At 70.2% G+C, this 24,099-nt stretch carries 18 protein-coding genes; 5 read left to right on the top strand and 13 right to left on the bottom strand.

What is annotated here, in order from left to right; genetic code table 11:
- Positions 1-6: 6 nt before the first annotated feature.
- The 6 genes from ACQZOG_RS19470 to ACQZOG_RS19445 form a co-directional block, all read right to left on the bottom strand.
- Positions 7-1,629: a peptide ABC transporter substrate-binding protein gene (locus ACQZOG_RS19470; protein ID WP_033272160.1), complete on the bottom strand. Its 1,623-nt coding sequence runs from the start codon at positions 1,627-1,629 to the stop codon at positions 7-9.
- A gap of 225 nt (positions 1,630-1,854) precedes the next feature.
- Positions 1,855-2,979 carry an ABC transporter ATP-binding protein gene (locus tag ACQZOG_RS19465; RefSeq protein WP_037641375.1) on the bottom strand — a complete coding sequence of 375 codons (1,125 nt, stop codon included), beginning with the start codon at positions 2,977-2,979 and terminating at the stop codon, positions 1,855-1,857.
- A gap of 15 nt (positions 2,980-2,994) precedes the next feature.
- On the bottom strand, positions 2,995-4,056 hold the full coding sequence (locus ACQZOG_RS19460) for an ABC transporter ATP-binding protein (protein WP_033272162.1): 1,062 nt from the start codon (positions 4,054-4,056) through the stop codon (positions 2,995-2,997).
- Positions 4,057-4,066: 10 nt separating this feature from the next.
- Positions 4,067-5,044: an ABC transporter permease gene (locus tag ACQZOG_RS19455; protein WP_033272163.1), complete on the bottom strand. Its 978-nt coding sequence runs from the start codon at positions 5,042-5,044 to the stop codon at positions 4,067-4,069.
- 104 nt (positions 5,045-5,148) lie between these two features.
- Complete coding sequence (locus ACQZOG_RS19450; RefSeq protein ID WP_193456427.1) at positions 5,149-6,948, bottom strand: ABC transporter substrate-binding protein; 1,800 nt, start codon at positions 6,946-6,948, stop codon at positions 5,149-5,151.
- A 101-nt stretch (positions 6,949-7,049) separates the two neighbouring features.
- Positions 7,050-8,090: an ABC transporter permease gene (locus ACQZOG_RS19445; RefSeq protein WP_033272165.1), complete on the bottom strand. Its 1,041-nt coding sequence runs from the start codon at positions 8,088-8,090 to the stop codon at positions 7,050-7,052.
- Between the two features lie 491 nt (positions 8,091-8,581).
- Between ACQZOG_RS19445 and typA the strand changes: the two genes are divergently transcribed.
- Positions 8,582-10,498: a translational GTPase TypA gene (gene typA, locus ACQZOG_RS19440; RefSeq protein ID WP_033272166.1), complete on the top strand. Its 1,917-nt coding sequence runs from the start codon at positions 8,582-8,584 to the stop codon at positions 10,496-10,498.
- A gap of 78 nt (positions 10,499-10,576) precedes the next feature.
- Here typA and ACQZOG_RS19435 read toward each other — a convergent pair whose 3' ends face one another.
- On the bottom strand, positions 10,577-12,814 hold the full coding sequence (locus tag ACQZOG_RS19435) for an ABC transporter family substrate-binding protein (protein WP_430741684.1): 2,238 nt from the start codon (positions 12,812-12,814) through the stop codon (positions 10,577-10,579).
- A 311-nt stretch (positions 12,815-13,125) separates the two neighbouring features.
- On the opposite strand from ACQZOG_RS19435, the gene ACQZOG_RS19430 reads away from it, so the two are divergent.
- Genes ACQZOG_RS19430 through ACQZOG_RS19415 form a run of 4 tightly spaced genes read left to right on the top strand, consistent with a single transcriptional unit; the run spans position 13,126 to position 17,028 of the window.
- Positions 13,126-13,419, top strand: a complete 294-nt coding sequence (locus ACQZOG_RS19430) for a hypothetical protein (protein WP_033272169.1) — start codon at positions 13,126-13,128, stop codon at positions 13,417-13,419.
- Positions 13,420-13,479: 60 nt separating this feature from the next.
- Entirely contained in the window at positions 13,480-14,313 is an 834-nt protein-coding gene (locus ACQZOG_RS19425; protein WP_037644097.1) for a hypothetical protein, read from the top strand.
- Between the two features lie 16 nt (positions 14,314-14,329).
- Entirely contained in the window at positions 14,330-16,264 is a 1,935-nt protein-coding gene (locus ACQZOG_RS19420; protein WP_430741683.1) for a fumarate reductase/succinate dehydrogenase flavoprotein subunit, read from the top strand.
- The gene (locus ACQZOG_RS19415) at positions 16,261-17,028 is read left to right on the top strand and encodes a succinate dehydrogenase/fumarate reductase iron-sulfur subunit (RefSeq protein WP_033272172.1); all 768 of its coding nucleotides are present in this window, start codon (positions 16,261-16,263) and stop codon (positions 17,026-17,028) included. Before ACQZOG_RS19420 ends, ACQZOG_RS19415 begins: the two co-directional genes overlap by 4 nt.
- Before the next feature lie 4 nt (positions 17,029-17,032).
- On the opposite strand, the gene ACQZOG_RS19410 is transcribed toward ACQZOG_RS19415, so the two are convergent.
- The 6 genes from ACQZOG_RS19410 to ACQZOG_RS19385 form a co-directional block, all read right to left on the bottom strand.
- Positions 17,033-18,280 (bottom strand): glycosyl hydrolase family 18 protein, encoded by a 1,248-nt coding sequence (locus tag ACQZOG_RS19410; protein ID WP_203550170.1) that lies wholly within the window; start codon positions 18,278-18,280, stop codon positions 17,033-17,035.
- Between the two features lie 112 nt (positions 18,281-18,392).
- Positions 18,393-21,032 carry a SpoIIE family protein phosphatase gene (locus tag ACQZOG_RS19405; RefSeq protein ID WP_203550171.1) on the bottom strand — a complete coding sequence of 880 codons (2,640 nt, stop codon included), beginning with the start codon at positions 21,030-21,032 and terminating at the stop codon, positions 18,393-18,395.
- A gap of 267 nt (positions 21,033-21,299) precedes the next feature.
- On the bottom strand, positions 21,300-21,698 hold the full coding sequence (locus tag ACQZOG_RS19400) for an ATP-binding protein (protein WP_430741682.1): 399 nt from the start codon (positions 21,696-21,698) through the stop codon (positions 21,300-21,302).
- A 190-nt stretch (positions 21,699-21,888) separates the two neighbouring features.
- Positions 21,889-22,302, bottom strand: coding sequence for a (deoxy)nucleoside triphosphate pyrophosphohydrolase (locus tag ACQZOG_RS19395; RefSeq protein WP_037641367.1), 414 nt, complete (start codon positions 22,300-22,302; stop codon positions 21,889-21,891).
- Positions 22,303-22,344: 42 nt separating this feature from the next.
- Positions 22,345-22,545, bottom strand: coding sequence for a hypothetical protein (locus ACQZOG_RS19390; RefSeq protein ID WP_033272179.1), 201 nt, complete (start codon positions 22,543-22,545; stop codon positions 22,345-22,347).
- 695 nt (positions 22,546-23,240) lie between these two features.
- Positions 23,241-23,993, bottom strand: a complete 753-nt coding sequence (locus tag ACQZOG_RS19385) for a GntR family transcriptional regulator (RefSeq protein WP_033272181.1) — start codon at positions 23,991-23,993, stop codon at positions 23,241-23,243.
- Positions 23,994-24,099 lie beyond the last annotated feature (106 nt).

Here is a 24,099-nt window from a genome sequence, read left to right as displayed (position 1 = left end):
GGCGGATCAGCTGACCTTGATCTCGTTGTAGACGGGGACGCTGAAGGGGTTCAGCTTGACGTTGGACAGCCGGTCCGACCAGCCGGCGCTGCCGTTCTGGTACCAGAGCGGGATCGCCGCCATGTTGTCCCGGACGACCTCCTCGGCCTGCTGGAACAGGTCGACGGCCTTGGCGGTGTCGGTCTCCTGGTTGGCGCGGTTCACCAGGTCGTCGAACTCCTGGTTCGACCACTTGCCGTCGTTGGACGAGGCGTTGGTGTAGTACAGCGGCTGGAGGAAGTTCTGGATGAGCGGGTAGTCCATCTGCCAGCCGGCCCGGAACGGCCCGGTCATCTTGCGGTCGGTGATCTGGTTGCGGAAGTCCGCGAAGGTGCCGACCGGGTTGGCGGTGCAGGCGCGCTCGTTGTCCAGGGCGTTGTTGATGGAGTTGCAGACGGCGTTGACCCACTCGCGGTGGGAGCCGGTGTCGGCGTTGAAGGTGATGGTCACCTTGCCGCCGGGCAGTCCGCCTGCCTCGTCGATCAGCTTCTTCGCCTCGTCGGGCTTGAACTCGCAGAACTCGCCGCACAGTCCGTCCTGGAAGCCGCCGTCCTCGCCGAGCACCGGGGACGTCCAGTCGGTGGCGGGGGTGCGGGTCTTCTGGAAGATCGTGTCGGTGATCTGCTTGCGGTCGATCGCCATGGACAGGCCCTGGCGGACCTTCTTGGCGTCCTCGGTGTTCCACGCCGGGTCGTAGAACGGGAAGGCGAGGGTCTGGATGATGCCGGCGGGAGTGTTGAGGTACCGGTCGCCCAGGTCGTTCTTCACGTTCTTGAGCTGCGCGGCGGGCACGTCGTCGACCAGGTCGAGGTTGCCGGCCAGCAGGTCGGTGTAGGCGGTGTTGTTGTCGGTGTAGACCTTCAGGTCGACGCCGCCGTTCTCCGCCTTGTCGTCGCCCGGGTAGTCGTCCCACTTGCGCAGCGCCATCTGCGAACCGCGGGTGTACGAGTCGACCAGGTACGGCCCGTTGCCGACCGGCTTCTTCACCCAGGCGTCGTGGTCGTCGAAGAACGCCCGCGGCAGGGGCGCGAAGGCCGCGTAGCCGAGGGTGTCGGGGAAGGTGGAGAACTTCTGGGTGAGCTTGACGGTGAAGGTGCGGTCACCGGTGACCTTCAGTCCGGACATGGTGTCCGCGGTCTGCTCGCCCTCCTCGGGGTGCACCTGGTCGTAGCCCTCGATGTAGCCGAAGAAGTACGCGTTGCGCTGGTTGTTGCGCAGGCTCGCGCCGTAGTTCCAGGCGTCCACGAAGGACTGGGCGGTGACCTTCTCGCCGTTGCTGAAGGTCCAGCCGTCCTTGACGGTGATGGTGAAGTTCTGCGAGTCGTCGGTCTCGATGCTCTCGGCGAGCATGTCCTTGGCCTCGCCGGTCTCCGGGTCGTACCGCTTCAGGCCACGGAAGATCATGTCGAGGACCTTGCCGCCCTGCACCTCGTTGGTGTTCGAGGGCTCCAGCGGGTTCTGCGGGTCACCCCACGAGGCGCTCAGCACGGCCTCGGAGTCGCCGCTGTCTCCCCCGCCGCCGCACCCCGCCGTGGCGAGGGCGAGCGCCATGGCGCAGACGGCCCATCTGGCGTGCGTGGTGGTGCGCATGGGGTGCCTCCTCGTACCCGGGTCCCTTACCGGGTCAGCCTGGAAGCGGGGGCCCCGGCGCGCACGCCCGCCGGGGCCGTACGGGGCGCAAGATCCACCGGACGGGCGCACGGCGGGGGCGCGGACTGGCCCCCCCGGGTGGACCGGGGCACGCGAAAGGACCGGGGGCGGGAGGTGTCCTCCCGCCCCCGGTCCTCAGGGCCGTGCGTCCTTCGAAGGAAGGGGTCAGCTCTTGGAGACGTTCCCGTCGTTCTCCATCGCCTTCAGGGCCGGGTCCATCACGACGTCCTCGGAGCGGGCCTCGGTGCTCGGGTCCTCCGGGAAGTGGCACGCCGTCAGGTGGCCCTCGGTGTTGCCGCCGATCTGCAGCAGCGGCGGCTCCTCGGTGGCGCACTTGTCCTGCGCCTTCCAGCACCGGGTGCGGAAGCGGCAGCCGGACGGCGGCGAGATCGGCGAGGGGACGTCACCGGCGAGGCGGATGCGCTCGCGGTTCTCCGTCTCGTCGTCCATCGCCACCTCGGGCACGGCCGAGAGCAGGGCGTGGGTGTAGGGGTGCCGCGGGCGGTTGTAGATGGAGTCGCGGTCGCCGACCTCGACCACCTTGCCCAGGTACATGACGGCCACACGCTGCGAGAAGTGCCGCACGACGGCGAGGTCGTGGGCGATGAAGAGGAAGGCGATGCCCAGCTCGTCCTGGACCTTCTGCAGCAGGTTGACGACCTGCGCCTGGATCGACACGTCGAGCGCGGAGACCGGCTCGTCCGCCACGATCAGCTTCGGGTTGAGCGCGAGCGCGCGGGCGACGCCGATGCGCTGGCGCTGACCGCCGGAGAACTCGTGCGGGAAGCGGTTGTAGTGCTCCGGGTTCAGGCCGACGAGCTCGAGCAGCTCGCGGACCCGCTTCTCCCGGCCGCCCGCGGGGTTGATCCCGTTGACCTCCATCGGCGACTTGATGATCGTGCCGACGGTCTGGCGCGGGTTCAGCGAGGAGTACGGGTCCTGGAAGATCATCTGGATCTCGGACCGGACCGGCGCCAGCTGCTTGCGCTTGGCGTGCGTGATGTCCTGGCCCGCGTACTCGATCTTGCCGCCGGTCGGCTCCAGAAGCCGGGTGATGAGCCGGCCGGTGGTCGACTTGCCGCAGCCCGACTCACCCACCAGTCCGACGCTCTCGCCGACGCCGACGGTCAGGTCGACGTTGTCGACCGCCTGGACGGCGCCGACCTTCCGCTTGATCGGAAAGCCGCCGTAGATCGGGAAGTGCTTGGTCAGGCCCTCCACCTTCAGCAGCGCCTCGGTGGACGCGCCGGTGGGGCCCTGCTGTGCGGGGAGGGTGAGGTTGTCGCTCATGTCTCGGATCTCTCCCTAGCGCAGCCGGGGCTGGATCGTGTCGATGAATATGGTCTGCTTCTGCTCCGCCGTCAGGTGGCAGGCACTGGCGCGTCCCTCGCCCAGCGCGGGCCGCTCGGTGCTGCAGCGGTCGCCCGACACCTGGTCCTTGAACGTGCAGCGGGGGTGGAACGGGCAGCCGGACGGCGGGTTGAGCAGGCTGGGCGGCGAGCCGGGGATCGGCATCAGGGGCTGCGAAGTGCTGCCGCCAAGGCGCGGCATCGAGCTGAGCAGTCCCCAGGTGTAGGGGTGGCGCGGCGCGCGCAGCACCTCGCGGACGCTGCCGCGCTCCACGGCCCGGCCGGAGTACATCACCAGCAGGTCGTCGGCCATGTCGGAGATGACGCCGAGGTCGTGGGTGATGAAGATGATCGCCGACCCGAACTCCTGCTGGAGGTCCTTGAGCAGGTCGAGGATCTGGGCCTGGACGGTCACGTCGAGGGCGGTGGTCGGCTCGTCCGCGATCAGCAGGTCCGGGTCGCAGACCAGGGCCATGGCGATCATGGCGCGCTGGCGCATACCGCCGGAGAACTGGTGCGGGTAGTCGTCCACGCGGGTCTTGGGCTGCGGGATGCCGACCTTGGTGAGCATCTCGATGGCCCGGTCCCGGGCCTCCTTCTTGGAGGCGCCGGTGTGCTTCATGTACGGCTCGGCGATCTGACGGCCCACCGTGTAGTACGGCGAGAGCGCCGTCAGCGGGTCCTGGAAGATCATCGCGACCTTGTTGCCGCGGAGCTTCTCCATCTCCTTCTCAGGAGTGGTCACCAGGTCCTGGCCCTCGAGGAGGATCTCGCCCTCGACCGTGCTGGTCTTGGGGTTGTGCAGCCCGAGGACGGTCAGGTTGGTCACGGACTTGCCGGAACCCGACTCGCCCACGATGCCCAGGGTCTTGCCGCGCTCGACGTCGAAGGACAGCCCGTCGACCGCCTTGACGATGCCGTCCTCGGTGGAGAACCGCACCCGCAGGTCGCGGACCGAGAGGAAGGAGTCGGGCCCGGTCGGGGCCTTCTCGCCTTCGGTCTTGGTCAGTGTGGTCACGGTGTTTCTCCTAGCTGAGCCGTACGCGCGGGTCGATGTACGCGTAGGCGAGGTCGACGAGGATGTTCAGGAGCAGGATGAAGAAGGCTCCGAACAGCATGACACCCATGGTCACCGGCAGGTCCTTCGTCAGCGACGAGTCCACCGCGAGACGGCCGATGCCGGCCAGGTCGAAGGTGAACTCGGTGACCACCGCGCCGGACAGCAGGGCGCTGAGGTCCATGCCGAGGATGGTGACGATCGGGATCAGGGAGCCGCGCCAGGCGTACCGGAAGAAGACGTAGCTCTGCTTCATGCCCTTGGCACGCGCGGTGCGGACGTGCTCCTCCTGGAGCTGCTCGATCATCGTCGAGCGGGACATACGGGTGTACTGCGCGGTGAAGATGGTGGCCATGACCACCCAGGGGATGAGCAGCCCCAGGAACCAGGCTCCGGGCTCCTCGGTGAAGCTGTGCTCCTTCGGGAAGTCCATGATGCCCGTGCTGTAGACCAGCAGGCCGAGGACGATCGGGCCGAGCAGGTAGATCTGGAAGGAGCTGAGCACGATCGAGGTGCCGCTGACGATCTTGTCGACGACGGTGCCGCGCTTCCAGGCGGCCAGCAGACCCGAGCCGAGGCCCAGGATCAGGAAGATCACGAGACCGCCGACGGTCAGCGACAGCGTCAGCGGGAAGCGGTCGATGATGGAGTCCCAGACGAACTCGCCGCTTTCGAAGGAGATACCCAGGCACGGCGCGGAGCAGTGCCCCTGCGGGAAGTCGCGGCCGGCCACGATGCCCGACATGAACTCCCAGAACTGGGTGGGCAGGGGCTTGTCCAGGCCCAGGTTCTCGCGGATCACCGCGAGGTTCTGGGGCGAGCAGTTCTTGCCGCAGGACAGCGCAGCGAAGTCCTGAGGAACTGTGTAGAACAGGAAGAACGTGAAGGCGCCGATCAAAAACATGATGACGACGGCGCCGGTCAGCCTGCGGATGAGGAACTGAAGCATGGCGGGTGGATGCTCTCTTCGAAACGCGGCGGCAGGTGAGGGGTACCGTCCGCGGGGGTGTGCTCCGCCTGGCGCACACCCCCGCGGTCAGCCGAACTGAGGGCTTACGGCTGCTTCAGGTACAGGTCGGTGATGTTGATGTAGCTCGACTCGGTGCTGTACCGAGCGCCACCGATGTTCGACCCGTAGAGCTGGAGCTGCTTCGAGTAGTAGACCGGGGCAGCCGGGTTGATCTCCTCCACGATGCGGTGGTGGGCCTGCTCCCAGGTCTTGGCCGCCTCCTCGGGCTCCTGCGTCAGGGCCTTCTGGATGAGCTCGTTGACCTGCTTGTCGTTGATGTGCGAGTAGTTCGACGCACCGTCGGCGACCAGCTCACCGTCGTAGACCGGGGTGATGACCGTGGACGGGGACGGCCAGTCCTGGCCCCAGCCGGTCATGTAGAGGTCGTACGGGTTGTTGAGCTTGCCGACCTGCTCGTAGAAGCTGGCGCGGTCGATCTCCTTCGACTGGACGTCGAAGCCGAGCTTCTCCAGGGCGTCCTTCAGGATGACCTGCTGCGCCTGGCCGCGCGGCGTGTTGGAGTAGGCGTAGGTGATCTTCGTGCCCTCCTTGAAGCCCGCCTCCTTCAGCAGCTCCTTGGCCTTCTCCGGGTCACCGTTGGGCTTCTTCAGCTTGCCGAACGGGTCGTACGTGGCGTCGAAGCCGGGCAGGGTCGGGGCGAGCAGACCGCCGGCGACCTCACCGCCGTAGCGGCCACCGTCCGCCTGAACCATGGACTGGTTCGGGATCGCGTAGGTGATCGCGTCGCGGACCTTCTTGTCCTTGATGCGGTCCAGGTTGAAGGTGAGCTGCCACACGTACGGCTGGTAGCCCGCGATGGTGCGCTTCTTGGTCTCCGCGTTGGTGACCACGTCGGCCATCTGCGCCGGGTCCACCGAGTCGGTGAACTGGATGGCGTTCTTGGCCTCGCCCTGGTCCGAGATCAGACGCTTGGTCTGGCTGGGCTGGGAGACCGTGCTGCTGAAGTTCCAACCGTCCACGTACTGGTGGCGCACGGCGTCGGTCTTCGGGTCCCACTGGTCGTTCTTGACCAGCTTCATGGACTTGCCCGGCTTGTACTCGGCGATCTTGTACGGGCCGAGGGCCGCGGGGGCCTTGTCGTACTTCGCCTTCGTGTCCTGCTTGGCGGGCACGATGGAGTAGCCGGCCATGGCCAGGGCCTGCGGCAGGTCAGGACGCGGCTGGCTGAACTTGAAGACGACGGTCTTGTCGTCCGGCGTCTCGAGGACGGTGTCCGGCAGGTGCTTGCCCTTGTACGGGCCGTCGGGCAGCGCCTTGCGGTAGTCGCTGCCGGAGAGCCAGGACTGGACGAACGTCGGGCCGTCGAAGATGACCTTCGAGTACAGACGCTCGATGGTGTGGCGGACGTCGGCCGAGGTGATCGGGTTCCCGTCCTCGTCCTTGATGCCGTCCTTGAGCTTGTACGTCCAGACCTTGCCGCCCTCGGAGGACTGGCCGGCGTCGGTGGCGATGTCACCGACGACGGTGAGGTTGCCCTCGGCGTCCTCCTGGTAGTTCGTCAGGCCTCGGTGGATGAGGTTGGAGAACTGGCCGGCGTCGCTGACGTAGATCTGACCCGGGTCCATGTGGGACAGGTCCGACTGCATGTAGACGTTGATGAAGCCGCCGGGCTTGGCGCCCGCGACGTCCTTCGCCGGGCCGGTCGACGCGGCCGCGTCGCCGTAGACGACAGGGTCCTGCTGCTCGGCGGCGTCCTTCTGGGACTTCGCGTCGCTCTCCTTGCCGCCACCGTTGTCGCTGCCGGAGCAAGCGGTCAGGGTCAGGGACCCCGCCACGATGGCCACGGCGATGGCGCGCGCGGTACGCGTTCTGATGGGCTTCATGATGCCGATGCACCTACCTGTCGATAGTTGTCCACGAGTTGCTGCCTGACAGTCCGGTAGCCCGGCCGGGGGCGGCAGCTCCCCCACCCACCAATGGACGATCAGCGTCCGGTCTTGGGGTCGAATGCGTCCCGGACGGAGTCTCCGAGAAGGTTGAAGGCGAGTACGAAGATCACCAGCGCCGCTCCGGGGAAGAGCAGGAACATCGGGTCCTGCTCGTACACCTCGGTGCCGACCTTGAACATGCGGCCCCAGTCGGGGGTCGGCTCGACGAAGCCGACACCGATGAAGGAGAGGAAGGCGATGGTCAGGATCGTGCTGGGCAGGATGTACGTGGCCTGCACCAGGATCGGGGTGACGATGTTCGGCAGGATCTCCTTGCGCACGATGCGGCCGGGAGGGGCGCCGGACACCTTGGCCGCCTCGACGAACTCACGGTCCCTCAGCGACAGCACGGAGCTGCGCACCAGACGGGCCAGGCCCATCCAGCCGAGGAACCACATCACCAAGATGATCGCCACGGCCCGCAGGTAGGTGGGGGTCTCGTCCTGCGGGTCGACGAACATCGCGGTGACGATCGGCATGAAGGCGATGAAGAACAGCTGCTGGGGGAAGCCCAGGAAGAAGTCCGTCACCCGGCCGATCCAGTAGTCGACGCGGCCGCCGAAGTAGCCGCCGACCATGCCGATGATCACACCCGTGACCACGCTCAGGAGCGTGACGAGCACGGCCATGTACAGCGACGTCCGCATTCCGTACACCAGCATGCTGAACACGTCGCGGCCGAGCCTGGGCTCTACACCGAACCAGAAGTCGCCCGAGATGCCACCGAAGTCACCGCTCGGCATACCGAAGTCGTCGAGCAGGAACGGGTACTCGGGCTCCTGGCTGTACAGCGTGTAGGGGTCCTTGCCGTACAGCTTGGAGATCACCGGCGCGAGCGCGGCCACCACGAAGAAGAAAATGACCACACACGCGGAGACGACTCCGGTACGGTCGCGCTTGAAGCGCTGCCACATCAACTGGCCGGGGGAACGGCCCTCGGGCTGCTTCTCGCCCTTGGCAACATCGGTGGTCGCCGTGAGCTCAGGGTCCAAGACAGCCGCGGACCCGGAGTCCTCAGCCTTAGTTGGACTGGTCATCGTGTTCGTCCCCCGGGGGGTTGGAGAGTTGAGCGCAGCGCAGATACCGGCAGGTTCTGCGGTTTGGGGGAACTTTCGCCAAGAGACTCAACGCGCGTCAAGGGCGTACGACATAGGGATCTCCCTACCGTCGTTTTTTTGAGGAAATATTGCAGAGATCGACACCTGCGCGCGCTTGACACCTCTGAATGGAATTCGACAATCCGGACATTAGGTGCGCGTTTTCGGTTTACATGTCCGAAACCCGCATGCGCGAGCACCGATATGCGAACGAGATGTTGCGTTTGCCGGAAGCACGTGCGACCGCCCGGAGACGTCCCCCGCCCCCGGGGCCCCGGCGGCCCCGGACCCCGGCCCCCGGCGGGCGCGGGCACACGTACTGGCGGGCCCGTACCATGGAGGCAGGCCGAGGCGTGTCCAGCCCGGCAGGGCCCTCGCACCACAGACGTCTGCGGCGGGCAACCTTCACCACCTCCGGGAGTACGCCTTTCATGGCACCGTCTGTAACGCGTCACGACATCCGCAACGTCGCCATCGTCGCCCACGTCGACCACGGCAAGACCACCATCGTCGACGGCATGCTCAAGCAGGCCGGCGCCTTCGCCGCCCACCAGCTCGACCAGGTCGACGACCGCATGATGGACTCGAACGACCTGGAGCGTGAGAAGGGCATCACGATCCTCGCCAAGAACACGGCGGTGAAGTACCACCCCAAGGACGGCGGGGAGCCCATCACGATCAACATCATCGACACCCCCGGCCACGCCGACTTCGGCGGCGAGGTCGAGCGCGGTCTGTCGATGGTCGACGGTGTCGTGCTGCTGGTGGACGCCTCCGAGGGCCCGCTGCCGCAGACCCGCTTCGTGCTGCGCAAGGCCCTGCAGCAGCGGCTGCCGATCATCCTGTGCATCAACAAGACGGACCGTCCCGACGCCCGGATCGACGAGGTCGTCAACGAGACCTACGACCTCTTCCTCGACCTGGACGCGGACGAGGAGCAGATCGAGTTCCCGATCGTCTACGCCTGCGGCCGTGACGGCATCGCCTCGCTGACCAAGCCCGACGACGGCACGGTCCCCGGCGACTCCGACTCGCTCGAGCCCTTCTTCTCGACGATCCTCGAGCACATCCCCGCCCCCACCTACGAGGAGGGCGCCCCGCTCCAGGCCCACGTCACCAACCTGGACGCCGACAACTTCCTCGGCCGTATCGCGCTGCTGCGCGTGCACCAGGGCGAGCTGAAGAAGGGGCAGACCGTCGCCTGGATGAAGCGCGACGGCTCCGTCTCCAACGTCCGCATCTCCGAGCTGATGATGACCGAGGCGCTCACCCGCAAGCCCGCCGAGAAGGCCGGCCCGGGTGACATCTGCGCGGTCGCGGGCATCCCGGACATCATGATCGGCGAGACCCTGGCCGACCAGGAGAACCCGGTCGCGCTGCCGCTGATCACGGTGGACGAGCCGGCGATCTCCATGACCATCGGCACCAACACCTCCCCGCTGGTCGGCCGCGGCGGCACCGGCAAGGGCGCCGACAACAAGGCGGCCGTCAAGGACCGCAAGGTCACCGCCCGCCAGGTCAAGGACCGGCTGGACCGCGAGCTGATCGGCAACGTCTCGCTCCGCGTCCTGGAGACCGAGCGCCCCGACGCCTGGGAGGTGCAGGGCCGCGGCGAGCTGGCGCTGGCCATCCTGGTCGAGCAGATGCGCCGCGAGGGCTACGAGCTCACCGTCGGCAAGCCCCAGGTGGTCACCAAGGAGGTCGACGGCAAGGTCTACGAGCCCGTCGAGCGCATGACCATCGACGTGCCCGAGGAGCACATGGGTGCGGTCACGCAGCTCATGGGCGTCCGCAAGGGCCGCATGGACAACATGTCGAACCACGGCTCCGGCTGGGTGCGCATGGAGTTCGTGGTGCCCTCCCGCGGTCTGATCGGATTCCGGACGGAGTTCCTCACCCAGACCCGCGGCACCGGCATCGCCCACTCCATCCACGAGGGCCACGAGCCCTGGTTCGGCACGCTGACCACCCGCAACAACGGCTCGCTGGTCGCCGACCGCGCCGGCGCGGTCACCGCCTTCGCGATGACCAACCTCCAGGAGCGCGGCGTGCTCTTCACGGAGCCCGGCACCGAGGTGTACGAGGGCATGATCGTCGGTGAGAACTCCCGCTCCGACGACATGGACGTCAACATCACCAAGGAGAAGAAGCTCACCAACATGCGGTCGTCCACGGCCGACGTGACCGAGTCGATCGTCCCGCCGCGCAAGCTCTCTCTGGAGCAGTCCCTGGAGTTCTGCCGCGACGACGAGTGCGTCGAGGTCACCCCGGAGGCCGTCCGCATCCGCAAGGTGAACCTGGACGCCCGCGAGCGCGCCCGCGCCGCGAGCCGCGCCAAGCACGGCTGATCACCGCACCGCGCACGTGACGCGGCCCGGCGCCCCTGGTGGGGGCGCCGGGCCGCGTCGCGTCTGCGGCCGTTCCGGTCAGCTCCCGGACCCGCCCTTCTTCGACGCCGGTGAGCCCTCCGGGCCCTGCGCCGACTTCTTCAGGAAGCCCATGTCCTCGTAGACGGGGGTGGCGAAGCCGAAGGCGCCGGCGTTGGCGAGGTTCTTGCGGGCCGCGACCAGCTGCGGGCGCTGGTAGAGGGGGATGGAGCCGGCCGCCGCCCAGATCCGGGAGTCGGCCTTGCGGATCAGGTCGCGGCGCTCGGAGTCGTCGAGGGTGGCGATGGCCTGGTCGAAGAGCTGGTCGACCTGGTCGGTGCCGACCCGGGTCCAGTTCTGCTCCACGTTGAGCGAGCCGTCGGCGGCCGGGACCGGCTTGGAGTAGACCGGGCGTGCGTCGGTGGCGGGGAAGGCGGTCGCGGGCCAGGAGTAGAGGGCCAGGTCGAAGTCGCCGGACGCGATGTGGTCCTTGAAGTAGCTGTCGTCGTCGACCGTGGAGATGTCGGTGCGGATGCCGATCTTCTCCAGCATCGCCGCGATCCGGCCGGCCACCGTCTCCAGGGTCTTCGAGCCCGGCCCCGACGGCAGCACGAACCGCAGCACCAGCGCCTTGCCGTCCTTGGCGACCGGGGCGGTGTCGGCGCGGGCGGGGGCCGCGGTGCCCTTGGGGGCGTAGGCGCCCGCGGGGGCGCCGCCCTGCTTGAGCTGACCGGTGCCGGTGCCGGAGTCGTGCGGGGCCTTGCCGTCGCCCGTCCCGTGGTTCTTGCCGTCGTCCTCGCCGACGATGTACGTGCCGTCGTCGCCGTCGTCGGAGTCCTCCGAGCCGCCCGAGCCCTTCGTGTCCTCCTTGCCCTCCTTGTCCGCCTCGGAGCCGGCCGCCTCCTCGCCCTCGTCCTTCTTCGTGTCCTTCTTCTCCTCCTCGACCGGGCCGCCCGGCACCCACCCGGCGTCCGAGAGGAGCGCCCGGGCCTCCTTGGCGTCCGGCTTGCCGAGGGCTCCGCTGCTGTCGGCGTAGGCGGCCTGGCCGGACAGCGCGAGGTGGCTGCCGACGGGCTCGGCGGGCAGGCCGAGCGGCTTCAGCACGGTCCCGGCGATGTCCTTGCGGTCCAGGGCGCGGGCCACGGCCCTGCGGACCCGCTCGTCGGACAGGGGGCCCTCGGCGCCGTTCAGGGCGAGCTGGGTGTAGGCGGGCTCCAGGGACTTGCGCACCTCGAAGCCGCCGAGCGCCTTCTGCTGCCGTGCGTACTTCTCCGCCTTCTTGCGCAGCTTCTTGCGGGCGGAGACCTCCTCGTCGGCGGCGTCCTCGTCGGAGCCGTTGGCGACCGCCCAGGAGCGCAGCGCGTCCGCGGCGGAGCGGTCGGCCTCGGGGCCCATCAGGGGCGTGTTCCCCTCCTGCGGGAGGGCGGCGACCGTGATGCGCCGGGCGGCCTCGGGGTCGATCTCGGCCAGGTCGAGGGTGCCGTCGCTGAGGGCGGAGACGCGCTTGTCGTGCGGCACGGCGCGCAGGACGATCTTCTGCAGCTTGGCGGGGTCGCCCCACCATCGGGAATTGCGGGCGAGGACGACCTCGTCCTCCTTGGTGTTTACCTTGTCCACCGTGAACGGCCCGGCCGTGACCTTGAGCTTCTTGCGCGCCCCGTCGTTGAAGGAGTCCGGGGTGCCCATGACCTCCTTGGGGTAGAGCGGGCTGAACAACGACTTCCAGTCGGCGTAGGGGCGGCCGAAGGTGACCTTGACCTCGAGGTCGTTCTTGCCCCGCTCGACCTTCTCGATGCGGTCGTAGCCGGCGTTGCGGGCGGTCCAGTAGGCGGTGTCCTTGCCGGACAGGGCGCGCCACTGGGCGGCGAAGTCGGCGGCGCCGATCTCCCGGCCGTCGCTCCAGACGGCCTGCTGGGCGAGCCGGTAGACGACGACCTGCTTGGGCTCGGTGTCGACGACCTCGGCGGAGGCCAGGTAGTCGGCGTTGCGCACGGCCCGGCCCCGGGCGTCGGAGCGGTACATCGACGGCAGGACGGCCTCGGCGATCCGGGCGGTGGTGGTGTCGGCGTCCGCCTGGAAGGTGTTCAGGGTGTCCGGGACGGTGTCCACGGCCCAGCGCAGGGTCCCGCCGTCGGCGATGTCGGACCGGTCCGCGCCCGCGGTGTCCGCGCCCGCGAGGGGCTCGCCCGCGGGATCGTCGGAACCGCATCCGGCCAGAACGGGCACCGTGAGCATGCCGGCGGTGAGGAAGGCGACCGAGCGCAGGACCGCGCGCGGGGCGATGCCGTCGTGGGACATCTCTGGATACCTCCGGAAAGCCGCGGGCATGGTGATCACACTTGGTATTGGGCGTTCATCCGATGTATGCGGCCCACTGAAGAGGAAAGGGTTCTGCATTCACGGGCGACACGGCGGCCGCCGACGCCAAGCCCACCCGAGCGGCGCAACGCACCCGGCGCCACGCGGCTGCGCACCGGACGATGCACCCATGCGCCTCGGCCAATCGATGCACATCCCTTCACAGCGCAAGGTGTGACGCGCAACACTCGCAGGCGCATGACCGTTGCACCGCCTTGGGCCTGAAGGACCCGTGGAAGTGAGGTCACGTCATGTCCGTGCACGATGAACTGGCGACCGTCCAGCGTTGTCTCGACGACCTGATGAGGTCGGTGGGGCGCCTGGAGAAACAGCTGGGCAGCGGCAGTCTGGAACTGCGCCGCGTCCGCTCCGACACCAACCACCTGCGCGAGAGCCTCGCGCTGCTCCGGGAGACCGCCGTCGCCTCGGCGGGCCCGGCCAAGCGGCCCGACCTCGTGACGATCTCCGACACCCCCTACGACGTGTCGCTGTGGGTGGACACCGACGACGAGGGTCTCGGCGCCCGCGACCGCCGCGCCCCCTGACCCCCGCCCGACCGCCGCCCCGCCGACCCGGCGCCCCCGACCCCTACCGGAGTGGACGACGTGGCCACTGGTACGGAACCCCCTGCGACCGAACCCGAGCACCGCGGCGGCGTGAGATCCGGCACGCGCGCCGCGATCTCCGCCCCGCACCTGCGGACCGACCGCTGGTGGCTGGCCCCGGCCGCCACCGCGGCCGGGCTGCTCGCCTTCGTCGTCTACTCGACCTGGCGGGCCTTCGCCGACGCGGACTACTACGCGGCGCCGTACGTGTCGCCGTTCTACTCGCCCTGCCTCGCGGAGAACTGCGAGCCGATGCGCGGCGGCCCGAACTGGGAGCTGTTCGGCGGCTGGTGGGGCATCTCGCCGGCGATCATCATTCTGATCTTCCCGCTCGGCTTCCGGCTGACCTGCTACTACTACCGCAAGGCCTACTACCGGAGCTTCTGGGCGTCACCGCCCGCCTGCGCGGTCGCCGAACCGCACGCGAAGTACACCGGCGAGTCCCGCTTCCCGCTGATCCTGCAGAACGTTCACCGGTACTTCTTCTACGCGGCGCTGCTGGTCGCCTGCGTGCTGAGCTGGGACACCGTGCTCGCCTTCCGCGACGAGGACTACGCATGGGGCCACATGGGCCTCGGCACCCTGGTGTTCCTGGTGAACATCGTCCTGATCTGGGCGTACACCCTGTCCTGTCACTCCTGCCGGCACATCGTCGGCGGGAAGCTCAAGCACTTCTCGAAGCATCCCGTGCGCTACCGGATGTGGCAGTGGGTGAGTCGGCTGAACGCCCGCCACATGCAGCTCGCCTGGGCGTCGCTCATCAGCGTGGCGGTCGCCGACCTCTACGTGTATCTCGTCGCGTCCGGGGTCTTCGACGACCCGCGCTTCTTCTAGCTGGGGGCCTTCATCCATGTCCGTGGTCGACCGACAGGAGTGGGACGTCGTCGTGGTCGGGGCCGGCGGCGCCGGTCTGCGCGCCGCGATCGAGGCGCGCGAGCGGGGCGCCCGTACGGCCGTGATCTGCAAGTCGCTGTTCGGCAAGGCGCACACCGTGATGGCCGAGGGCGGCATCGCCGCGGCGATGGGCAACGTCAACTCCGGCGACGACTGGCAGGTGCACTTTCGCGACACCATGCGCGGCGGGAAGTTCCTCAACCAGTGGCGGATGGCCGAGCTGCACGCCCAGGAGGCGCCCGCCCGGGTGTGGGAGCTGGAGACCTGGGGCGCGCTGTTCGACCGGACCGAGGACGGACGGATCTCCCAGCGCAATTTCGGCGGCCACGAGTACCCGCGGCTGGCGCACGTCGGCGACCGCACCGGCCTGGAGCTGATCCGCACCCTCCAGCAGAAGATCGTCGCGCTCCAGCAGGAGGACTTCGCCGAGACCGGCGACTACGAGTCCCGCCTGAGGGTGTTCCAGGAGTGCACGGTCACCCGGGTGCTGAAGGACGGCGACCAGGTGAGCGGGGTCTTCGGCTACGAGCGGGAGTCCGGCCGCTTCTTCGTCCTGGAGGCCCCGGCCGTGGTGATCGCCACCGGCGGCATCGGGAAGTCCTTCAAGGTCACGTCCAACTCCTGGGAGTACACGGGCGACGGGCACGCGCTGGCGCTGCTCGCGGGGGCGCCGCTGCTGAACATGGAGTTCGTGCAGTTCCACCCCACGGGCATGGTCTGGCCGCCGTCGGTGAAGGGCATCCTCGTCACCGAGTCGGTGCGCGGCGACGGCGGGGTGCTGCGCAACTCCGAGGGCAAGCGGTTCATGTTCGACTACGTCCCGGACGTCTTCAAGGAGAAGTACGCCCAGTCCGAGGAGGAGGCGGACCGCTGGTACGACGACCCGGACCACAACCGCCGCCCGCCCGAGCTGCTCCCCCGGGACGAGGTCGCCCGCGCCATCAACGCCGAGGTCAAGGCGGGCCGCGGCTCCCCGCACGGCGGGGTGTTCCTGGACGTGTCCACGCGGATGCCGGCGGAGGTGATCAAGCGCCGGCTGCCGTCGATGTACCACCAGTTCAAGGAGCTGGCGGACGTCGACATCACGGCCGAGCCGATGGAGGTCGGCCCGACCTGCCACTACGTGATGGGCGGCATCGCCGTCGACTCCGACTCGGCGGCGGCGCGCGGGGTGCCGGGGCTGTTCGCGGCCGGTGAGGTCGCGGGCGGCATGCACGGCTCCAACCGGCTGGGCGGGAACTCGCTGTCCGACCTGCTGGTGTTCGGGCGCCGTGCGGGTTGGCACGCGGCGGACCACGCGCTCGCCAGGACCGGGGCGCGGCCCCACGCGGACGACGCCCAGGTCGACGCGGCCGCGGCGGAAGCGCTGCGGCCGTTCTCGGCGGAGGGCGAGGAGCCGGCCGACGGCCCGCCGGAGAACCCGTACACGCTGCACCAGGAGCTCCAGCAGACGATGAACGACCTGGTCGGCATCATCCGCCGGGAGCACGAGATGCGGCAGGCCCTGGAGGAGCTCGCCGAGCTGCGGGCGCGGGCCCGGCGCGCGGGCGTGGAGGGCCACCGGCAGTTCAACCCGGGCTGGCACCTCGCGCTGGACCTGCGGAACATGCTGCTGGTCAGCGAGTGCGTGGCCCGGGCGGCGCTGGAGCGCACCGAGTCGCGCGGCGGCCACACCCGCGAGGACCACGCCGTCATGGAACGCGCCTGGCGCAACGTCAACCTGCTGTGCGCGCTCACCGACCCCTCCGGAGGCCTCGCCGCCACCGACGCGGTGCGCGGGCAGATCACCCTGACCCGTGAGACGACCGAACCCATCCGCCCCGACCTGCTCGCCCTCTTCGAGAAGGACGAGCTGGTCAAGTACCTGGCCGAAGAGGAGCTCTACGAGTGAGCAGCTACGAGGCCCGCTTCAAGGTGTGGCGGGGGGACGTCGACGGGGGCGGCCTGGAGGACTTCCGCGTCGAGGTGAACGACGGCGAGGTCGTCCTCGACATCATCCACCGCCTCCAGGCCACCCAGGCCCCCGACCTCGCCGTGCGCTGGAACTGCAAGGCCGGCAAGTGCGGTTCGTGCTCGGCGGAGATCAACGGCCGCCCCCGGCTGCTGTGCATGACCCGCATGTCGGTGTTCGACCGCGAGGAGACGATCACCGTGACGCCGCTGCGGGCGTTCCCGGTGATCCGGGACCTGGTGACGGACGTCGGCTTCAACTACGCCAAGGCGCGGCAGGTCCCGGCGTTCGTCCCGCCGGCCGGGGTGGGTCCGGGCGAGTACCGGATGATGCAGGAGGACGTGGACCGCTCGCAGGAGTTCCGCAAGTGCATCGAGTGCTTCCTGTGCCAGGACACCTGCCACGTCGTCCGTGACCACGAGGAGAACAAGCCGGCGTTCGCCGGGCCGCGGTTCCTGATGCGGGTCGCCGAGCTGGACATGCACCCGCTGGACGCGGCCGAGGAGTCCGGCCTGGACCGCAAGCGCACGGCCCAGGACGACCACGGCCTCGGCTACTGCAACATCACCAAGTGCTGCACGGAGGTCTGCCCCGAGGGCATCAAGATCACGGACAACGCGCTGATCCCGCTGAAGGAGCGGGCGGTGGACCGCAAGTACGACCCGCTGGTGTGGCTGGGGAACAAGATCCGCCGCCGGTCCTGACGGGTCAGCGGACCCAGCCGTCTTCGAACTCCTTCCAGTTGGTCTCCGTCGCCGCGAAGTCGATGTACGGCGCGAGACCGAAGAGTTCCCGGTCGGGGTCGGTGCGGGACAGCCCCAGCCGGGCACCGCGCACGGCGGCGGCGACCGTCTCGGCGTGACCCCAGTGGCTGGGGTTGTTCTCGTAGTAGAAGGGCAGCCCCATCAGCAGGTGCGTGGTGGGCGGGGTGACCTCCAGGGCGAGCGACGTCTGCTGGGCCACGTAGCCGCCGTAGGTGCTCTCGAAGAGCCGCGCGGTGTCGTACGACATCACGGCGATCTGGTCGACGCGCCGTGCCACCTGGCCGAAGAACTCCTGCGACCACCACTTGGGGTGGTCGGCGACGAGGCCCGCGACGGAGTGGAGGTGCGGCAGCGGGTCGATCTGGTGGGCGGCGACGGAGAGCTGCGCGTCCCGGTCCTTGGTGAGTTTCCGCAGGTCGTCGAGCAGGTCGAGGTAGTGCTCGTCGTCGGAGTGCAAGGGCTCCAGGTCCATGTGGACGCCCTCGTAGCCGGTGTCGAGGACCTGGCCGGCGCTGCGCACCACCTCGGCCCGGGTGGCGGCGTCGCTCAACTCCAGGCCTTCGGGGCCGCCGTTGGCGAGGACGTCCCCGAGGAACGCCTGGACGCGGACGCCGGGCAGCTCACGGTGCACCGCGTCGATGAACCAGCGGGCGCGCGGATACACCGACGTCGGCAGGGTGCCGTCGTGCTCCAGTGGGCCGGTGTGGACGTACAGGTCCCGCACGCCGGTGTCTCTGAGGCGGCCGGCGAGGGCGGTGACGTCGGCGTCCTTCTTGCGTCCGTCGACCCAGGCGTGGCCGAGCCACATGGCGTCCCGGTTGCGGGTGTGGGTGCCGTCGGCCGGGTCGCCCATGTAGTTGACCCGCAGCGCCGTCTCGACGGCGGCGAGCGGCACGATCAGCACCAGCGCGAGCACGAGGACGGTGCGTCTGACGCGGCGCACCCAGGGTCTGCGGCGCTTCTTGGCCGACTCGGGCGCGGGCTGGGGCTGGGGCTGGGGCGCGGGGTCGGGCCGGGGCTCGGGGTCGAGGGTGCGTCCGGACGCGGGAACGGGTCCGGGCGCGGGAACGGGGCCGGACGCCGACGCCGACGCGGGCTCGGACGCGGGCGCAGGCGCGGGTCCGGGCGCGGGCGTTGTCCGGGTGCCGTCCGTGGGCTCGTCCGTGCCGTCCCGCGACTCCGTGTGGTCCATGCCGCTGTTCCCCTCGTCGTCGGATGTTGGGGGTGAGGACGAGGGGAACGGGTGGTGCGGTTGCGTCCACGGCTTCATGATCACGAAGGGTCACGGCCGGGTCGACGGGGCGTCAGAACAGGCTGAGCAGCGCCTCCGCCGGGTCGGTGAGGCCGGTGTCGGCCCCGGGCAGCGGCAGTTCGAACCACACGGTCTTGCCCCGGGGCGTACGCCGTGAGCCCCAGGCGGCGCTCAGCAGCCCGACGAGCTGGAGGCCGCGGCCGCCCTCGTCGGTGTCGCGGGCGCGCCGCCGGCGGGGCTGGACCAACCCGGAGTCCCAGACCTCGCACACCAGGGTGCGGTCCAGCAGCAGCCGGAGTCTGATCTCCCCCTCGCCGTACCGCAGGGCGTTGGTGACGAGCTCGCTGACCAGCAGCTCGGTGGTGTCGACCAGCGGCTCCATGTCCCAGGCGAGGAGCTGGGCGCGGGCGTACTCGCGGGCCCGGCCCACGCTGCGCGGCTCACGCGGCAGGGTCCAGTCGCCCACGGAGTTCGCGGGCAGGCCCTGTACACGTGCCATCAAAAGCGCGATGTCGTCCTCGCCGTGATGGGTGTCGAGCGTGTTCAGGACGTGGTCGCAGACGTCCTCCAGCGGTGCGGACGGGTCGGTGAGCGCGCCCACGAACGCCTGGAGGCCTTCGTCGAGGGGGTGGTCGCGGCTTTCGACCAGGCCGTCCGTGTAGAGCGCGAGCAGGGCGCCTTCGGGCAGTTCGACCTCCACCTCCTCGAAGGGCTCCCCGCCGACGCCGAGCGGCATGCCGGGCGGCACGTCGAGCATCAGCGCGTTCTCCCCCGGCTCGACCAGGACGGGCGGCAGATGGCCCGCGTTGGCGAACGTGCAGCGGCGGGTGACGGAGTCGTAGACGGCGTACACGCAGGTGGCCAGGTACACCTCGGAGAGGTCCGCCTCGCGGGGGCGGCGGGCGGCGCGGGTGGCCTGCTGGACGCCTCCGGTGAACGCCTGGGAAGGGCCGCCGGGAGCGCCCAGGCCGCGGGCGATCTCGTCGAGCTGGCTGAGCACCTCCGCCGGTTCGAGGTCGAGCTGCGCCAGCGTCCGTACGGCGGTGCGCAGTTCGCCCATGGCGACGGCGGCGCGCAGGCCGCGGCCCATGACGTCGCCGACGACCAGCGCGGTGCGGTGGCCGGGCAGTTCGATGACGTCGAACCAGTCGCCGCCGACCTCGCCGGTGCGGCCGCTCGCCGCGTTGCCGGGCAGGTAGCGGCAGGCGATGTCGAGACCGGACGCCTCCGGGTCGCCGGGCGGCAGCAGGGAGCGCTGCAGTATCAGCGCGCGTTCGTGTTCGCGGCGGTAGAGGCGGGCGTTGTCGATGCAGACGGCGGCGCGGGCGGCCAGTTCCACGGCGAGGTCGCGGTCGCGGTCGCCGAACGGCTCGCTGCCCTTGGTGCGGGCGAACTGGGCGAGGCCCACCACGGTGTCGTGGGCGACCATCGGCACGGCGAGCGTGGACTGCACCAGGCCGCCGTCCTCGCCGGGCACGGTCTGCGGGCGGGCGGTGCGCAGGGCGTCCGCGCAGGCCGAGTTGAACGGGTAGTGGTGGACGGCGCCCAGCTTCACCGGCTCGCCGGTGCCGCCGATGGGCCCGTCGGACACGGCGCTGGCGAAGGCGACGCGGCGCACCTCGGCGCTGCCGTCGGCGAGGCCGGGCGGGGTCTCGTCGCCGGCCAGCAGCCCCTGGTAGAGGTCGACGGTGGCCAGGTCGCAGAAGCCGGGGACGACCACGTCGAGCAGTTCGCGCGCGGTGGTCTCCAGGTCGAGGGAGTTGCCGATGCGCGCGCCGGCCTCGTTCAGCAGGGCGAGATTGCGCCGTGCGGCGGCGGCCTCACGGGCGGCGGCGCGGCGGGCGGTGATGTCGATGCCCAGCCAGGCGATGCCGATGGGGCGGCCGCTGCCGCTGTGCACGCGGTAGAGGTTGACGGACCAGTGGCGGCGCTCGTCGGAGCCGGGGACGAACCCGGTGACGTGCATGTCCGTGATGGACTCGCCGGTCTCCAGGACCCTGCGCAGCGTCGCCGCGACCCGCTCGGCCTCGCCGCGCGGCAGGTAGTCGTGGACGCCCTTGCCGCGGTGGTCGTCGGGCGCGCCGCCGAAGAGGGACGCGAACCGCTCGTTGGCGCGGCGGACCCGCAGGTCACGGTCGATCAGCACGAAGCCGAAGGGAGATTGGCCGAATATGGCCTGCGAGGCGGCCAGATCCGTCTCGATGCGGCGCAGGGTGCGGACGTCGACGACGATGCAGACGGCGGCCTTCTCGCCCGCCTCGGTCCGCGTCGGCATGACGTAGACCTCGGCGATGCCCTCGCGGTCGCGGTCGTCCTCGGCCATGTGGGCGGGCAGCCGGAAGGGCACGACGCCGGTCCACTCGCGGCCGTCGAGGATCTCCGCCATCTTGCGCTGGCCGCGCTCCCTGCGGACGGGCTCGAGGAACGCCTCGATGGGGTCGGCGCCGACGGCGCGCTCCGCGGGGATCCCGAAGATCTGCTCGGCGCGCAGACTCCACTGGTCGACCAGCCCGTCGGGGCCGATCGAGAAGGACGCCACCTTGATGTAGTCGTACATGGAGCCGGGCGGGGCGGTCTGCCACATGGCGTCACCGGACGGAGCATCGCCGGATAGGAGGCCGTCGGCGGCCTCGTCCCTCGAGCCGCCCGACGAGTCCTCGGACTCCGTGGCCTTCGCTGGTATCTCGCTCACGCGAACCGTCCCCTCCAGCTCACCGCGTCCGGCACCGGTCACCGGGGGCGGCTGCCCGCAGTATCCAGCACTACGGCGCCGCGCAACACGGTGTTCACGATCACAGCACGGTCCCGATGCTTTTCGGTCCACGCCGTGAGAACACTCCCAGTCTTCTAACCAGCGGACACGCCGTCGAATCCCCCGGTTCGACAACCGTCATGGACGGTTACCGGTCACGGGGTGCGGCGAGGGCCCGCGCACACCTGCGTACGGCCGTGCGGGACCTCACCGGGGGACCACGAGTTCGCACCACACCGTCTTCCCGTGCGGCCCGGACCGGTGCCCCCAGCGGCGGGAGGCGAGGGCCAGGAGCTGGAGTCCGCGCCCGCCCTCGTCGTCGGGCCGGGCGACGCGTTCGTGGGGCGGTTCGGGGACGGGGTCGGACACCTCGACGAGCAGCACCCCGGTCCGTCCGGCGGGCCGGGTCAGGCACACGCCGACGGGTCCGGTGGCATGCCGCAGGGCGTTGGTGACGAGTTCGCTGACCAGCAGTTCCGCGAGATCGGCGACGCCGTCGAGCTCCCACCGGCGGAGCTGTTCGCGCACGGCGCAACGGGCGGCCCGCACCGCGCTCGGGTCCGCGGCGAAGGTCCACGTGGCCCGGTCGCCGTCGGTGTCGGTCACGCGGATCACCTCCCCCGCCGAGCGAGTCAGGCAGTCCGACCGTGTCCGGTTTCATGTGGTCAATAGCCACATACCCGATATCCCGGACGGAGTACCGCGCACAACGGCGCGAGGCGCGCGTCCCGCACGCGGGCGTCTGCCGACGGCGCGCTCACGGGTCGTCATCTCACGGCGGTGCGCCGGGATCGCGTCACCCGCCGTCGCGTGCTCCGAGGTGGGTGAGGGTGTCCCGCACGGCGGGCACGTCGTGCTCGATCCAGTCGACGTCCCAGACGCGGTCGGGGGTGAGCCATCGCAACTCGTCGTGGTCCTGGAGGGGGCGCGGGGCGGCGGACCCGGGTCGCAGGCGGGCGGTCCACACCTGCATGACGTACGGCGTCCGCAGGGGCCACTGACCCGGGACGCGCTCCCCGGGCTCGGCGTCGACGCCGAGTTCCTCGCGCAGCTCGCGCACGACGGCGGCGTCCGGGGCCTCGCCCGGTTCGACCTTGCCGCCGGGGAGCTCCCAGAGCCCGGCCAGCTCGGCGGGCGCGCTCCTGCGGGCGGCGAGCAGCCGCCCCTCGTGCCACAGGGCGGCACCGACCACCACGATCCGCTCGCTCATACGGCGGAGCCTACGGGAGACGGGCCGGCGCTCCGGGACGGCTCAGGTGGCGGACCGGCCGACGGTGGAGCCGCTCTGGCCGATGCGTTCGACCCAGTAGAGCTGCTTGTGGCCGCGGCCGTCGAGGCTGTCCGCGATCTTCTCCGCCTCGGCGCGTGTCGCGTAGCGGCCCACCCGGTAGCGGTTGCCGTTGTCGTCCTGACGCACGACGAGCCAGGGAAGAGTCACCGTGCCGTCGCTCATCGCTCCCCTCCACTTGCCTTCCGCGACCTGTGCCGCGCCCCGCCCGGTAAGGAAACCGCAGTCCGCATATGCCCGAGCCTACGCCTTACCTTCACTGAGCGAATACGCCTTTTCACAAACAGGCACGCAACCGGCCAGCACGGAGGGGGCGCACGGTGGCGGATGCGCCGCGCGCCGGGGGCGACATGTCCGGTCAGCGCCGTATGGCCCGCCTCGCCCGGGCCCTGGGGCGACCTGCAAGAACGGCCAAATCCCTTCGCCCGCCACCCGGCGCGGACCGAGCCCCGCGCCGGAGCGGAGCCAGGACGCGGGGCGCGAAGGGGAGCGCGAGGGGGCGATGGGGCGGTTGGGGAGGCGCGGCGCCCTGGGCGGGACGGGACGACGCCGACGCGCGTACTGCGGGCGAGGCCGCGGTACGGGCGAGAAACAGGGCGGGGTGAAAGAGGACGTGAGGGAGGTCGCCCGGAGCCCTGCTCGCCACGCTGTGGCCGGCCCTCACCGCCGCGGCCCGCTCGTCGGCGTGGACTTCTCCGGCTGCTGCCGTCCGCCCCGCACGCGGTGCGCGCGGTCGCCGGCCGCGAGCGCGGCAGGCTCTCCCGCTGGGGCCCGGAGATCGCCGGCCCGGCGCCGCCGCCGCGCGGGCCGGCCGGATCCTCAGCGACCGCCGGCCCCCGGACGCCGACAGGCGTGGCTTGCTACTTCACCGGCAGGTGGTACGCCGCCCGGTAGCGGTCCGCCGGGATCACCACGTCCGCCGTCTCCACCGGGCGACCCGACGCGAAGTAGGTGCGCTGGATGACCAGGACGACGTGACCGGGGACGCCGCCCAGCAGCATCAGCTCCTCCGCGAGGCCGGGGCGGGCCCCGACCTCCTCCGTCACGTTGTCCACGACGACGTCGATCGCGCGCATGCGCTCGACCACGCCCATGCCGCCCAGCGGGCCCTCCTCGGGCAGCATCACCGGCGTGCGCCCGGTCAGGGCGAGGGGCTCCCAGGACGTGGAGAGCATCATCGGCTCGCCGGCCTCCCGGAACAGGTACTTCGTGCGCATCACGCGGTCCCCCGCGTCGATGCCCAGCCGCTGGGCGATCGACGCGCTCGCGTCCGTCTGCTCGCTGCTGGACTCCCAGGTGCCGCGCACGCCGATGTCGGCCTGCTCCTGCCGGAACGGCGTCGCCCCCCGCTCCGGACGGAACCCGGACCGGGCGACCCGCCGCGGCACGGGCCGCTCCCGCACGTACGTCCCCGACCCCGAGCGGCCCTCGACGAGCCCCTCGGCCATCAGCACCTTGCGCGCCTCCAGCGCGACCGTGTCCGAGACGCCGTACTCCTCGCGGATGCGGGCCTGCGAGGGGAGCCGGGTGTGGGGCGGCAGCTGACCGTCGACGATCTTCTTGCGGAGATCACCCGCGACGCGCAGGTACGCCGGCTGCTCACCGAATGTCACTGGCCGCTCCCATCAGGTTGTACAGACAGCAACAGAGTGGCAACCCTGGGTTGTCCGAAGCAAGCAAAGGCCAGAGAATCACTCGATGTGATGACCTTTCCCGTGG

The sequence above is a fragment of the Streptomyces sp. P13-3-3 genome (assembly GCF_050571355.1).
Classification (GTDB): Bacteria; Actinomycetota; Actinomycetes; order Streptomycetales; family Streptomycetaceae; genus Streptomyces; species Streptomyces althioticus.
Note: the sequence above shows the minus strand (reverse complement) of the source record. Positions and strands in the feature narration are given on the sequence as shown.

Bases quoted from the DNA above. Each gene is read 5' to 3' on its own strand.
- typA (WP_033272166.1), top strand. From the start codon at position 8,582: ATGGCACCGTCTGTAACGCGTCACGACATCCGCAACGTCGCCATCGTC.
- ACQZOG_RS19420 (WP_430741683.1), top strand. From the start codon at position 14,330: ATGTCCGTGGTCGACCGACAGGAGTGGGACGTCGTCGTGGTCGGGGCC.
- ACQZOG_RS19455 (WP_033272163.1), bottom strand. From the start codon at position 5,044: ATGCTTCAGTTCCTCATCCGCAGGCTGACCGGCGCCGTCGTCATCATG.
- ACQZOG_RS19445 (WP_033272165.1), bottom strand. From the start codon at position 8,090: ATGACCAGTCCAACTAAGGCTGAGGACTCCGGGTCCGCGGCTGTCTTG.
- ACQZOG_RS19435 (WP_430741684.1), bottom strand. From the start codon at position 12,814: ATGTCCCACGACGGCATCGCCCCGCGCGCGGTCCTGCGCTCGGTCGCC.
- ACQZOG_RS19450 (WP_193456427.1), bottom strand. From the start codon at position 6,948: ATGAAGCCCATCAGAACGCGTACCGCGCGCGCCATCGCCGTGGCCATC.
- ACQZOG_RS19470 (WP_033272160.1), bottom strand. From the start codon at position 1,629: ATGCGCACCACCACGCACGCCAGATGGGCCGTCTGCGCCATGGCGCTC.
- ACQZOG_RS19465 (WP_037641375.1), bottom strand. From the start codon at position 2,979: ATGAGCGACAACCTCACCCTCCCCGCACAGCAGGGCCCCACCGGCGCG.
- ACQZOG_RS19430 (WP_033272169.1), top strand. From the start codon at position 13,126: ATGTCCGTGCACGATGAACTGGCGACCGTCCAGCGTTGTCTCGACGAC.
- ACQZOG_RS19390 (WP_033272179.1), bottom strand. From the start codon at position 22,545: ATGAGCGACGGCACGGTGACTCTTCCCTGGCTCGTCGTGCGTCAGGAC.
- ACQZOG_RS19395 (WP_037641367.1), bottom strand. From the start codon at position 22,302: ATGAGCGAGCGGATCGTGGTGGTCGGTGCCGCCCTGTGGCACGAGGGG.
- ACQZOG_RS19410 (WP_203550170.1), bottom strand. From the start codon at position 18,280: ATGGACCACACGGAGTCGCGGGACGGCACGGACGAGCCCACGGACGGC.